Annotated in this window: 12 protein-coding genes; 5 read left to right on the top strand and 7 right to left on the bottom strand. The window is 65.3% G+C overall.

Annotation, left to right across the window (positions count from 1 at the left end; genetic code table 11):
* Positions 1 to 231 precede the first annotated feature (231 nt).
* From CJ179_RS35475 to CJ179_RS35460, 4 genes are all read left to right on the top strand, one after another.
* Positions 232 to 1158, top strand: coding sequence for an NAD(P)-dependent oxidoreductase (locus tag CJ179_RS35475; protein ID WP_095864498.1), 927 nt, complete (start codon positions 232 to 234; stop codon positions 1156 to 1158).
* Positions 1159 to 1192: 34 nt separating this feature from the next.
* Complete coding sequence (locus tag CJ179_RS35470; RefSeq protein WP_095864497.1) at positions 1193 to 1570, top strand: carboxymuconolactone decarboxylase family protein; 378 nt, start codon at positions 1193 to 1195, stop codon at positions 1568 to 1570.
* A gap of 123 nt (positions 1571 to 1693) precedes the next feature.
* Positions 1694 to 3049: an MFS transporter gene (locus CJ179_RS35465; RefSeq protein WP_095864496.1), complete on the top strand. Its 1356-nt coding sequence runs from the start codon at positions 1694 to 1696 to the stop codon at positions 3047 to 3049.
* Positions 3050 to 3175: 126 nt separating this feature from the next.
* A complete protein-coding gene (locus tag CJ179_RS35460) occupies positions 3176 to 3892 on the top strand; it encodes a 2,3-bisphosphoglycerate-dependent phosphoglycerate mutase (RefSeq protein ID WP_095864810.1) in 717 nt (238 codons plus the stop codon).
* A gap of 137 nt (positions 3893 to 4029) precedes the next feature.
* On the opposite strand, the gene CJ179_RS50860 is transcribed toward CJ179_RS35460, so the two are convergent.
* Positions 4030 to 4575 (bottom strand): hypothetical protein, encoded by a 546-nt coding sequence (locus CJ179_RS50860; RefSeq protein ID WP_143548958.1) that lies wholly within the window; start codon positions 4573 to 4575, stop codon positions 4030 to 4032.
* On the opposite strand from CJ179_RS50860, the gene CJ179_RS35450 reads away from it, so the two are divergent.
* Positions 4568 to 5458, top strand: a complete 891-nt coding sequence (locus tag CJ179_RS35450; RefSeq protein WP_179377761.1) for an IS1380 family transposase — start codon at positions 4568 to 4570, stop codon at positions 5456 to 5458. The two genes, CJ179_RS50860 and CJ179_RS35450, sit on opposite strands and share 8 nt — an antisense overlap.
* A 125-nt stretch (positions 5459 to 5583) precedes the next feature.
* On the opposite strand, the gene CJ179_RS35445 is transcribed toward CJ179_RS35450, so the two are convergent.
* The 6 genes from CJ179_RS35445 to CJ179_RS35420 form a co-directional block, all read right to left on the bottom strand.
* Positions 5584 to 6351, bottom strand: a complete 768-nt coding sequence (locus CJ179_RS35445; protein ID WP_095864493.1) for an alpha/beta fold hydrolase — start codon at positions 6349 to 6351, stop codon at positions 5584 to 5586.
* 83 nt (positions 6352 to 6434) lie between these two features.
* The gene (locus CJ179_RS35440; RefSeq protein ID WP_257015940.1) at positions 6435 to 7133 is read right to left on the bottom strand and encodes an IclR family transcriptional regulator; all 699 of its coding nucleotides are present in this window, start codon (positions 7131 to 7133) and stop codon (positions 6435 to 6437) included.
* Between the two features lie 117 nt (positions 7134 to 7250).
* Positions 7251 to 8000 (bottom strand): enoyl-CoA hydratase/isomerase family protein, encoded by a 750-nt coding sequence (locus CJ179_RS35435; RefSeq protein WP_095864491.1) that lies wholly within the window; start codon positions 7998 to 8000, stop codon positions 7251 to 7253.
* Positions 7997 to 9583, bottom strand: coding sequence for a class I adenylate-forming enzyme family protein (locus CJ179_RS35430; RefSeq protein ID WP_095864490.1), 1587 nt, complete (start codon positions 9581 to 9583; stop codon positions 7997 to 7999). Before CJ179_RS35430 ends, CJ179_RS35435 begins: the two co-directional genes overlap by 4 nt.
* On the bottom strand, positions 9580 to 10761 hold the full coding sequence (locus tag CJ179_RS35425; RefSeq protein WP_095864489.1) for a MaoC family dehydratase N-terminal domain-containing protein: 1182 nt from the start codon (positions 10759 to 10761) through the stop codon (positions 9580 to 9582). Before CJ179_RS35425 ends, CJ179_RS35430 begins: the two co-directional genes overlap by 4 nt.
* 60 nt (positions 10762 to 10821) lie before the next feature.
* Positions 10822 to 12309 carry an aldehyde dehydrogenase gene (locus CJ179_RS35420; protein WP_095864488.1) on the bottom strand — a complete coding sequence of 496 codons (1488 nt, stop codon included), beginning with the start codon at positions 12307 to 12309 and terminating at the stop codon, positions 10822 to 10824.
* Positions 12310 to 12446: the final 137 nt, after the last annotated feature.

The following is a 12446-nucleotide window of genomic DNA, read 5'->3' as shown; positions in this document are numbered from 1 at the left end:
CACGCGAGAATGTGTGCCGCACCGCTTGGATCCATGCGCCATACAACCCTGGCCGTTGCGCCGCGCGGGTTAATGGACCCCGTCGCCTCGCGGTGACATGCCGAACCTGCAGTTCGATCGCAACCCGTCCCACGAGCCTGTTGACGAGTGACACCCACCACAGCTACGGTCAGATCGTTCCTTTTTAGGAACCATTGTTCGTATATAGGATCATCGAAGGGAAGTCCGCAGATGAAAGTAGGGTTCATCGGCCTCGGCGGCATGGGGTCGGGCATGGCCCACAACCTCCTCGACGCCGGATACGACCTCGTCGTGCACGACATCAAGCGGGAAAGCGGGCAACCGTTCGAGCAGGCAGGCGCAAGCTGGGCAGACAATGTCGCAGAGCTCGGTCGGCAGGTCGACGTAGTTTTCACCTCACTGCCCGGTCCGGTGGAAATGCAAGAGGTCGGCCTCGGCAAGGACGGCCTGCTGAGCACACTGCGGACCGGAAGCGCCTGGTTCGACCTGACGACGAATTCCCCCGCCGTCGTCAGGGAGGTGCACGCAACCTGCGCCGACCACGGCGTCGAACTGTTCGATGCGCCGGTCAGCGGTGGGCCCAAGGGTGCGCGAACAGGAAAGCTCGCCATCTACATCGGCGGCAGTCAGACGGCATTCGACCAGCACAAGCAGGTGCTCGATGCCATCGGTGACCAGATCCTCTATGTCGGCGAGATCGGTGCGGGCAACACGGCCAAGCTCGTGCACAACTGCGCGAGCATCACGATCCGGCGTGCCATCGCCGAGGTGTTCACGATGGGAGTCAAGGCTGGAGTCGAGCCGGCAGCACTCTGGCACGCAGTGCGGCAAGGGGCCATCGGACGCGCGCGAACGTTCGACCGAATCGGCGATCGGTACCTTCAATCCGCCTACGACCCGCCGTCCTTCGCGTTGGCCCTCGCCAACAAGGACCTTCGCCTGGCCCTCGAGCTGGCCGACCAGCTCGGTGTGCCCATGGCGTGCGCGGAAGTTGCGCAGGCCGACTTTACCGAGGCGCTCGCCCGAGGATGGGGCCATCGCGACTCCCAGTCGCCGATGCAGCTGCAGAACGAGCGCGCGAACGTGACGATCAAGCTCTCCGCAGAAGAAGTACAGGAAGTCCTCGATCGAGGCTGACCAGCCGCCTCGCTCACAAACATCAGGAGATCCATTGGACACCAACGAGACCGGACGTCGCATCATGAGCGAACTCATGGGTGCGGACTACGTCGAGAAGAAGGACGAGACCCGCAACGACTTCAACGACGTCATTCACGACTACTCCATCGAGGTCTGCTTCGGCCGCGTGTGGGCCCGGGACGGGATCGACCGCAAGCAACGCAGCATCGTCAACATTGCCATGCTGACGGCGCTCAACCGGCCGGCTCAGCTCGCCCACCATGTCGAAGGTGCGCTCACCAACGGCTGCACGGTCGCCGAAATCAAGGAAGTGCTGCTGCAGGCGGCCGTCTATTGCGGACTCCCCGCAGCCGGTGAAGCGTTCCGGGTCGCAGAGAACGTGCTGCGCGAGCACGGCCACCTCGACTGACACATGCCACCCATATTCAGGGCCGGCCCGTCCCCGTCAATCCCCCACCACTCCTCTACGAAGCCTCCGGCGCCTCCCTCCCCTCCCTGGGTGATGTGACTCGTCGGCAGCAAGGAGATCCAAATGACCCACTCGCAGGAGAAGGTCCACCCACCGAGCCCCACACCCGGATCCTCCACGGGTAAGGCCAATCCGCCGGGCATGAAGAAGGTCGCGGCAGCGAGCTTCATCGGTACCGTGATCGAGTTCTACGACTACAACATTTACGGTGTCGCCGCGGCGCTCGTGTTTCCGACCGTGTTCTTCCCCGCGTTGGGTGCGGTGGCAGGCACTGTGGCATCCTTCGCCACACTCGGCGTGGCCTTCGTGGCACGACCGTTCGGGAGCATCCTGTTCGGTCACTTCGGTGACCGTCTGGGCCGGAAGAAGACTCTGATCGTCACGATGCTGCTGATGGGCGTGGCGACTCTGCTCGTCGGACTGATGCCGACCGCGGGTCAGATCGGCGTCGCCGCACCGATTCTCATCGTGGTGCTGCGGATCCTGCAGGGCCTCGCAGCGGGTGGTGAATGGGGTGGGGCGGTGCTCTTCGTCTCGGAGCATGCCCCCAAGTCGAAACGCGGATTCTGGTCGATGTTTCCGTCACTGGGCGGTGGCGGGGCGATTATTCTCGCCAACGCCACCTTCTTCGCCGCGGCAATCGGGATGAGCGACGAGACGTTCGCGGCGTGGGGTTGGCGTATCCCGTTCCTGGCGAGCATCTTCCTGATCGTGGTCGGGCTCTGGGTTCGCCTCAGTATCGACGAGACACCGGTGTTCGCCAAGCAGGTCGAGCAGCACGGAACTGCCCGCACACCCTTCCTGGATGCGTTCAAGAGTCAGCCGTGGCAGGTCCTGCTCGCAACCGGCACCGCAGCGATGACGCTGTCATTGACCTACATCGGTGGCACCTACTTGATCAGCTACGGCACCAAAATGCTCGAACTGCCTCGTCCGTTTGTACTCAGCATCGCGATCGCCGGCGGTTTCGCAATCTCCGTCGCGGTCATCCTCGGCGCCGTCCTGTCCGATCGAATCGGGCGCCGCCGCATGATCATGACGGCTGCGTGTCTGGCGATCGTCTGGACCCTGTTGCTGTTTCCGATCCTCGAGACACGGTCGTTGTTCGCTTTCGCCATCGGCGTTCCGGTGACGATGTTCATCTCGGGTCTCGCAACCGGCCCCCTCGGGGCCTTCCTCTCCGAACTGTTCCACACTCGCTATCGCTACACCGCGACCGGCCTGAGCTACAGTCTCGCCGGCATGCTCGGCGGGGCGATCCCCCCGCTCATTGCGACGCCCATCATCGCGGCCTGGGGCGGATTCGCCTTCGGTCTCGTCATGGCCGCCCTGGCGGCTGTGAGTCTGACGTGCGTCCTGGTGATCGGCGAGACGAAGCAACTGGACCTCGACCGCGAAGACGGCGTTCCCGTCTCGTGACGAATCCGTAAACAGCAGGCTGCCTCCGGTCCCTCTATCGGGACCGGAGGCAGTCCGGCGTCAACGGCGATGAGCACGCTACAAGGAAAGCTGACGATGAATCTTGATTCCGGGAAGCACAGCACCATGGGTGGGCGGCGCCGCCTGATCCTGCTACGGCACGGGGAAAGCGCGTGGAACGCCGCCGATCGCTTCGCCGGGTGGGTCGACGTCCCGCTGACCGACGTCGGGCGGGCCGAGGCCCGCCGATCGGGTGAGCTGATCCGCCGAGCCGGCATGCTTCCGGACGTTGTGCACACGTCGCTGCTGCGGCGTGCTGTTGCGACGGCCGACGTTGCACTCAATGCTGCCGAACGTCACTGGATCCCCGCCCATCGCAGTTGGCGGCTCAACGAGCGGCACTACGGCGACCTTCAAGGGCGAACCCGAGACGCTGTCCGCGCTGAGGCCGGCGAGGCCACCTTCCGGCTGTGGCGGCGCTCGTATCACATTGCGCCACCAGAAATTCGAGCGGACAGCGCCTTCTCGCAGGCCGACGATCCCCGCTATCGCGCGTTGGGCGTCGATGTCCCCTCCGCGGAATCACTGCGGGACGTGCAGAACCGGCTACTTCCCTACTGGGCGACGGCGATCATCCCCGATCTGATGCGCGGTCGAACAGCACTGGTCGTCTCCCACGGTAACGCCCTGCGTGCGCTGATCATGCATCTCGACTGCTTGACTGCCGACGACATCGGCGCAGTGAACATTCCGACTGGAATTCCGATTCGATACGACTTGGACGACGCTTTGCGCCCGGTCGTGCCCGGAGGTGTCGTCCTGGAGCCCGCCCACGTGCCTTAACCTTGCCTTATCCTGGATACACCGATTCGGATGAGTCCGTAGGCGGGTCGTAACGGCGAAATGCCCTGTCGTAGTGAAAGAATTGAACTTCTCACAGAAACAATTCGGCCACGACGAAGGGCATCTCGTAGGTGCAACTATCTCACACCAGACCCGTCTCGGCGTCGAGGTTCGATGACTCCAATTTGGTGGCGACCGCAGGACTGGTCCCGGTGATGGCATTGGCGCAGGCCAGCGGCCTGCTCACGCTCGCCGATCGGCACCTGAGCGTACCGACCGACAAAGGCAGCAACCCGGGCCGCAAGATCGGGTCCCTGATCGGCGGGATGGTCGCCGGCGCCGACAGCATCGCCGACCTGGCGATCCTGCGGCACGGGGCAATGGGAACGATATTCGACCGCCCCTACGCACCATCGACGCTGGGATCGTTCCTCCGCCAGTTCACCTTCGGGCACGTCCGGCAACTCGACGCCGTCGCCTCGCGATTCCTGGGCAACCTCGCCGCGAAGACCACGCTGGTCACCGGCATCGACACCGGGCGAGTCCTGGTCGATATCGACGATACGATCATCAAAGTCCACGGCCACGGCAAACAAGGCTCCGGCTACGGCTACTCCGGCGTCCGCGGGCTGAACGCCCCTGCTCACCACGGTCACCACCGACACCTGTGCACCGGTGATCATCGGTCAACGCCTGCGCCGAGGAGCCTGCGGCTCCGCACGCGGGGCCGCCCGCATGATCGCCGACGCCCTGGCCACCGTCGACCGGCTGCGCACCCACGCGGCAGGAACCAGCGGGGACGGCGCGCCGAAGGTTGTGGTCCGCGGCGACTCCGCCTTCTACGGCCATCCCACCATCGGGGCCGCGCTCCGGGCCGGCGCCGACGTCTCGGTGACCGTGCGCCTGACCTCCACCATCAAACGTGCGATCGCATCCATCGGCGACGACAAGTCCGCCTGGACGCCGATCGAATACACCGACGCCGTCTACGACGAGGCCACCGACACCTGGATCTCGCGGGCGGAGGTCGCGGAGATCCCGTTCACCGCGTTCGCCTCGCAGAAGAAGTCCCATCACACCCGGGTCGGCTGGTGGTGCGCCGCATCCCCGACCTGCGCCCGCCCAAGGTCCAGGGCCAGGGCACGTTGTTCGACGTCTGGCGGTTCCAGGCGTTCTTCACCACCACCGACCCCGACGACCTCTTTCGCCGTCGCCGCCGACAAGACCCACCGCCAGCACGCAGTCATCGAGCAGGTGCACGCGGACCTGAAGAACTCCGCCCTCGCGCATCTGCCGTCGAACTCGTTTTCGGCGAACGCCGCCTGGCTGGTCTGCGCGGTGATGGCGTTCAACCTCACCCGTGCCGCCGGCACCCTCACGGCTGACCCGAAGCTGACGAAAGCGACCACCGGCACCCTCCGGCGCACCATCGTCTCGGTCCCCGCACGCATCGCCTCCTCGGCGAGACGGTTGACGCTGCACCTCCCGCAGAACTGGCCGTGGGAAACAGCATGGATAACTCTGTTCGACAACGCGTTCGGGCGCTCCTACCCGATCATCGTCTAACACCCGCGATCCCTGCACAGCCTCGACACGAAAGAGTCAGTGGAACAACCCGACACGACAGGTCGGACGCTCTACCATGCCCACACACCGTTCCATGCCGCCCAACGAAACTCGCAGCGATCAGGTCAGCGAATCGGTGAATTCAGGTAAGCGAGGTCACGCGCCTCGAACAGGAGCTCCACCACGGCCTTGGGGTCGGTGACCATCGCGTTGTGCGAGGTCTGCAGTACCCGGTAGTGGAAGCGCGGATCGGTAGCGCTTCGCTGCCTGGCTCGCTCGAGCAGGTGGGGTTCGAGTGACGAAGGGACGCACTCGACGAACATCCCGGGGTGGCGCCAGAGCCGGTCGGTGGCGCCGATCCGATCTTGATAGGTCTTCAGTGGCTGGGCGGTCATTCGACTGTTTGCCCACGCGACGTCGTCCGGGTCCGTCACTCCGTAGCGACTCGCGTCGGCCGGGGGGATGTACCAGGAATCTCCGTGCTGATCGGCCAGGGCGGTCATCGCCGCGGCTCGCGATTCACCGTTCAGGTCGAAGACCGATTCCCCGGCGCGGGGCACGAGTGCGTCGAGCAGGACGACGGTCTTCACACGGTCGGAGATGACCTCCATCGCACCGGTGACCACCATGCCGCCGTAGCTGTGACCGACGAGCACGGCGTCCCGGATGTCTTCGTAGGTGAAGGTCGCGACAAGATCCTGGATGTGGGTGTCGAGGCCGATCTGCGGGCTCAGAAGATGGGATCGGTCGCCGAGCCCGGTCAGGGTTGGTGTGTAGACCTCATGTCCATGCTGTCGGAGAAGCGCGGCGACACGTCGCCAACACCACCCGCCGTGGCGACCGCCGTGGAGCAGCACGAAGGGTGTCGATTCTGGTGAAGAGGCCGCTTCCATCGCAGCTTCCCTTTCTCGAGTCACTACCGCACAAGTGTGATGTGCGCACAGCGGTGCCACTACCGAGCTCTGGGCGTCAGCGCTCAGCGCGGGGAACCGATCCGCTGCTGCCATCCGTCGACGTGGTCGAGGAGTAGTTTCCTCAGTTCCTGCTCGCGTGGCAGCATGTCGGCGCTCGCACCGACCAGGGTCACTTCGGCAACAGGTTTCCCGGCCTTGTTCCGAACCACGGTTGCCAGCGCGAATCGGGTACCGGCGTGGAGGGTGTTCCGGGCGACGCGGGTGCGTTTGATCTCGTCGTATTCGCTGAGGAAGGTGTCGACGAGCGCCGCTTCGTCGCTCCCACACCGACGGAGATAGGAGTCCATCTGGCTCGCTGGTTGGTCAGCCAGCAGCGCCTTGCCGCCGGCGGTCTCGAGCAGCCGCCGGCGGATGTTCTTGCGGGCGCCGAACCCGGCGAGGAGATCCGCGCCGAATTCGGAGACATAGATGAGGTTGTCGCCGGCTTGAACACCGAGAAACACGGTCACCCCGGTCGCTTCGTGCAGCGATTGAAGGTCGGCGTCGGTGACCGATCCGGCACGAAGGTGTCCACTTGCCAGCGTCAGCCCGTGCAGGGCCGGACCGATGTAGAACCGGTTATTGTCCTGGTGGAGCCACCCGGCAGCGACCAGTCCACGAATGAAACCGTGTACCGAGCTCTTCGGAGCGTCCAGCGCGCGGGACAGCTCCGCGAAGGTCATCCCCGGGTTGTAGACAACCTCCTCGAGGATGCGCGTCACTCGGTCGATCGTCCGGTGGTTCTGTGGACCTCGCTCCACCTGGTCACTCGAAGAATCGCTCACGGTCACAATTTAACCCCATTCATTCGTGGTATCCGGCCGCTGCAGCCTTTCATCTCAGGCGCCGACGAATACCGGGGGACGCTTGGCGATCGAGGCCGCAATGCCCTCGTGTAGATCAGTGGTTGCCAGCAGCATTGTCTGCGCGGTGGCTTCCTCGTCCAGGGCTGCCGTTACCTGGGCGGCGAGGGAGCGTCGCATCGTGGACCTGATGGCTGCCAGGGACAGCGGTGAGGACTCCGCGATCTCGGCTGCCCACTCGATCGCGGCCTCGCGGGGATCACCGGCGCTGACTCGATCGCACAGCCCGATCGCCAGCGCCTCGTCCGCACCGACGTTGCGGCCGGTGTACAGCAGGTCCAGCGCCTTCTGCTGGCCGACGACGGCGGGGAGGGTGACGGACAGCCCGAAGCCATGATGGAAGCCGAGTCTGGCGAAGTTCGCCGTCAGCCTGGCGTCCGCACCTGCGACGCGGAAGTCCGCGGCCAACGCGAGACCGAGCCCACCTCCGACCGCCGCGCCCTGGACCGCCGCGACGATGGGCTTTCGGGTGGTGAACAGCGACGCCGCTGCGCGGTAGACCCGGCGAAGGATGTGTTGGTCCACTCCCCGGAGATCAGCGCCCGCACAAAAGTTCCGTCCCTGCGAGCAGAGGACGATCGCACGAACGTCGGCGACGGAGTCGAAGTGCACGAGTGCCGCACCGATGTCGCACAGACTTGCCTCGTCGAAGAAGTTGTGCGGTCCTCGCTGTACTTCGACGATGCCGACCCGTCCCTGGGTGTGGGCCGCAACCACGCCGGTCATCGGACCTCCTCGAGGAGCTGTCGTGCGGCGGCAACGACCGCCTTCTTGTCGATCTTGCCTGCGTGGTTGACCGGGAAGGGCTCGCGGTGCGGGACCAAGCGGCTCGGGATCGCGAAGGATGCGATCCGGCCACGCAGCTGACCTGCCAGGGTGTCCGGATCGACGTCGCGGGTGAGAACGACCGCCGCCATGACCTCCTCGCCCAGATCCGGGTGGGGCATCCCGAACACGACGGCGTCTGCTACGTCCGGCAAAGCCGTCAGAGCCGCTTCGACTGCTGCGGGGGCGATGTTCTCACCGCCGCGGATGATCATCTCCTTCGACCGTCCGGTGATGAACAGGTATCCGTCGTCGTCCAGGCGTCCGAGGTCGCCGGTGTGCAGCCAGCCGTCGGAGTCGATCGGCGCTTCGTTCTCTCCCAGATACCCGAGCATCTGGGTTGGGCTCCGCAGGAGGATTTCCCCGTCCGTGAACTCGGCGGCCGGGGCGATCATGATTTCGACGCACGGTAGAGCCCGCCCGGTGGTTCCGGGGCGTTCGACGGTGTCGGCTCCCGATGCCGCGACGCCTTGGCCGCCGTTCTCGGTCAGCCCGTAGCCGGTGGGGATTCGCGGCTCCACACCGGAGAGTCCGGTGCGGATGCGTTCGACGAACTCCGGGGTCATCGGGGCGCCGCCGACGGTCAATGACCTCAAGGTGGTCAGGTTGCGGGTCCGAACGTCCGGGTGCTCGAGTACACGGGAAACCATGGTCGGCACCGCGCTCCACCGTTGGACGCGCCACTGCTCGATCAGTCGCATCGCCTCGACGGGATCGAATCGGCCTGCCGGCATCACCAGCGTGTCCCCGACGCAGATCGCCCGCAGGAGGGTCTGCACTCCGCCGACATGGAACATGGGTCCAGTGTGCAGGGCGGGCTGGCCGGTCGATTCGTCGACCTGATGCGGCAACCTGCGGGTGATGTGCAGAAGCATCTGCAGGCCGGCAAGCAGCGACCGGTGGGACAGGACGGCGGCCTTGGGGCGGCCCGAGGTTCCCGAGGTGAAGATGATCGCCGCGGGGGCGTTCTCGTCGATGTCCTCGACGGACGGTTCCAGCGGTGTCTCCGAGTCGGTCCCGGACTGCGGATCCCAGGGGAGCAACTCCCATTGGGAGGGCACCCGGTCGACGACCCGGTCGTCGGCGATCACCAATGCGGGGGCCACCGTGTCCAGCGAGTCGGCGAGTTCCTTCTCGCTCCACCAGGCGTTGGCCAGAACCGCGACGCCGCCGGCGGAGACGGTCGCCCAGAAGTTCACGATCCATTCCGGGCTGTTCCATCCGAGAATCACCACGTGATCGCCGGTGGTGACCCCGCGTGCTCGCAGTTCAGCAGTGCGTGTCCGAACTGCCTGATGGAACTGGGCGAAGGTCATCACGCGCTCGCCCTGGACGATGTGTGCACGTCCGCTCCAGCGGTCCGCGAAGGGCAACAGTGATCCGAGATTGCGTGGACGTTCCGAGTACATGCGGAATTCTCGGCCGTCGACGACAACGGGGGCGATCGATGTGCCCCAGGCGGTGATGGTGGGCTCGGGGGTCACTGGGCGCTCCCCTTTGCATCGGTCGCGCGGTGCGGCAGGCGGATGACGGCGGAGCCGGGCATCACGGACTGGTCGCGCTGGTTGGTTGCCCAGGTCTCGACGTGGACGACGTGGTCGCCGGCGTCGTCGACGAGCTTGTCGGTGACCCGGCCGCCGAGTCGGACGACATCGGACAGGTAGACGTGGGAGCGGTACTGACCATGGATCGACTTCAGGAAGGCGTCGTCTCCCATCCAGTTCGTCAGGTGGTGGATCTGCCAGGAGGTGCGCTGGATTCCGACGTCGTAGGCCACCTGGGCGCCCTGCAGACGGGCGGCGTAGTCGTTGTAGTGCACGGAGTAGACGGGCTCGAGTGCGCTGGTCGACGGGTCACGGAACGCCCACTTCGGGTGCTTCTTGTAGCGGCGCAGCGCGACGCCGTGGGCGGCGATACGCGGGATCGGTGCGGCGCCCGCGGCGATGAACGCGATCTCGTCGGTCAGTCCGATCGGGCCCTTCGTGATGACGTCGAGCTCGTCACCGACCTGGACGTCGTCCCAGTAGCGTGGTTCGGCGCCACGCGGCTTCTCGTCGAGGATGTCGTTCTCGATCTGCTCGAGTTCCTCATCGGTCCAGGGGTGTGGGAGTTCGATCTTGCGGGACTCACGTTTTGCCTGCATCTCGGTGCGCTCGAACCTCATCCGTGAGCAGATGAACGTCGCAGCGAGTTCGTCGTTCTGGTTGCGGTATTCCTGACGCAGGTAATCCTTGATGCGGCGGCCGGCGAAGTTGCTCGCGTCGGTGGGACCGTCGAAGCCGTCGAAGACCACCTTGGCGGTGATCTTGTCGTCGACACGGATCGGTTCGTGGAAGTTGATGGTGGTCTCGCAGTGGAATCCGCCGAGGCCGGGCCATCCGACCTGGACCGAGCCCAGGCAGGCGAAGATGAACGACGGCGGAGCGATGATTCCCTTGTGCGCTGTGGTCGACGCATACTCCTCGTCGGTCCACAGCGGGTTGTCGTCACCGATGCCTTCGCAGAAGCGCAGGATGGCCAATCGTGTTGCGTACTCGTTGTTCACCGCCGCTGCGGTGCGCAGTTCGGTACCGATCAGTGCGCGCATGTTGTCGAGCATCTCGTCGGTGAACTTCGCCTGAGCGAGTTCGCGCCCGATTGTGGGGTCCTGTGTCTGGGTCATGGTTCTCCTTGGGTTGTTGAGCCGAGGCCGGCCGACGTGGGCTGCTGTTCCGTGCTGGAGTCAGCTCAGAGTTGAGACGACCGACTTCGTTTCGAGGTAGTTCTCCATCGCCTCCGGGCCGCTTTCCCGCCCCCATCCCGACTGGCGGTAGCCGCCGGCAGGCATGTGCACGCCGCCGGCGCGATGCACGTTGATGCCCACCCGTCCGGCGCGCAGTCGGCGCGCGATCGCGTGGCCGACTGCGCCGTCGCGTGTCCACACGCTCGAGGCCAGCCCGAACGAGCTGTCGTTTGCGAGGGCGACGGCCTCGTCGACATCGACGAAAGGCATCACCCCGAGGACAGGTCCGAAGATCTCCTCGCGCATGACCGCCATGGTCTGGTCGACGTCGGCCAGGACGGTGGGCTCGAAGAAGTAGCCCTTGTCGCCGATCCGGTTGCCGCCCGACACCACGCGGGCGCCGGCCTCGCGGCCGCCGTCGACGTACGCGGTGACGCGTTCGAGTTGCTTACGGGAGATCAAAGGACCGAGATCGACGTCCGGGTCCGCTCCGTAGCCGATGCGCAGTCGACGGCCTTCTTCCGCAACACCTTCGACGACCTGGTCGAAGACCGCCTCGTGAACGAACAGTCGCGTCCCCGCGGCGCAGACCTGACCGGTGTTCCAGAACACCGCTCCTGCCACTCCGGGAATCGCTGCCGCGAGATCGGCGTCCGGCATGACGATGACCGGTGACTTGCCGCCGAGTTCGAGGGACAGTTTCTTGATGTTGCCCGCACCGGCGTTGATGATCGAGCGCCCGACTTCGGTCGAACCGGTGAATGCCACGGCATCGACGTCGTCGTGCTCGGCCAGCGCGGATCCGACGGTCGAGCCGGGGCCGGTGACGATGTTGACCACACCCGCGGGGACACCGGCCGCGAAGAGGATTTGACCCAGCCACAGCGCGGTGAGTGGGGTTTCGGCGGCAGGCTTGAGGACGCAGGTGCATCCGGCGGCGAGGGCGGGAGCGAGTTTCTTCGATGCCGAGATCAGCGGAGCATTCCAGGGCACGATCATCGCCACCACGCCGACCGGTTCTCGTAGCGTGTAACCCTGAATGCGACGTTCGGCAGGGCCCAGGTCGGCGGTGCGACCGTGGATCTTGTCTGCCCATCCTGCGTAGTACTGGAACTGCGCGGCGGCTTCGAGCACCATGGCACGGGCCTGTGGAACGGGGATTCCCATGTCCTGGCTCTCGAGCTTGGCCAGTTCGTCGGCCGAGGACTTGATCAGCTCGGAGGCCCGCCACAGGATTGCACCCCGCTGTTGCGCCGGCAACTTCATCCACCGCTCTTCGTCGAAGGCGCGGCGGGCGGCCGCAACCGCAACGTCCGCATCCTTTTCCGAACCGAGCGCGACGTCCGCGATCTTCTCACCCGTTCCCGGGTCGTAGGTCGGAAACGTCTGCCCCGAGATCGACGAGAGCCAACTCCCGTCGATGAGCATCGGTGCGGGCCCGTTATCTGCCTGCAGGGGAAAAGACCAGCTCTGCGGCTGTGTCGTCATGAACGTCTCTCCTTGTGAATGGACGGCCGGTTCTGCAGTGCAGACCGGCAGGACGTGACGGTGTTCTCGTGTCGGCGGCACTCGCCGGCCCAAGGTCAACAGAATGCGATAGTTCGTATATTAGAACTCTTGGTTGT

Origin of the sequence: Rhodococcus sp. ACS1 (assembly GCF_002300155.1) — a bacterium.
Classification (GTDB): Bacteria; Actinomycetota; Actinomycetes; order Mycobacteriales; family Mycobacteriaceae; genus Rhodococcus_F; species Rhodococcus_F koreensis.
Note: the sequence above shows the minus strand (reverse complement) of the source record. Positions and strands in the feature narration are given on the sequence as shown.

Coding starts and splice junctions, on each gene's coding strand:
- CJ179_RS35475 (WP_095864498.1), top strand. CDS start 232: ATGAAAGTAGGGTTCATCGGCCTCGGCGGCATGGGGTCGGGCATGGCC.
- CJ179_RS35465 (WP_095864496.1), top strand. CDS start 1,694: ATGACCCACTCGCAGGAGAAGGTCCACCCACCGAGCCCCACACCCGGA.
- CJ179_RS35460 (WP_095864810.1), top strand. CDS start 3,176: ATGGGTGGGCGGCGCCGCCTGATCCTGCTACGGCACGGGGAAAGCGCG.
- CJ179_RS50860 (WP_143548958.1), bottom strand. CDS start 4,575: ATGATCACCGGTGCACAGGTGTCGGTGGTGACCGTGGTGAGCAGGGGC.
- CJ179_RS35445 (WP_095864493.1), bottom strand. CDS start 6,351: ATGGAAGCGGCCTCTTCACCAGAATCGACACCCTTCGTGCTGCTCCAC.
- CJ179_RS35435 (WP_095864491.1), bottom strand. CDS start 8,000: ATGACCGGCGTGGTTGCGGCCCACACCCAGGGACGGGTCGGCATCGTC.
- CJ179_RS35425 (WP_095864489.1), bottom strand. CDS start 10,761: ATGACCCAGACACAGGACCCCACAATCGGGCGCGAACTCGCTCAGGCG.
- CJ179_RS35420 (WP_095864488.1), bottom strand. CDS start 12,309: ATGACGACACAGCCGCAGAGCTGGTCTTTTCCCCTGCAGGCAGATAAC.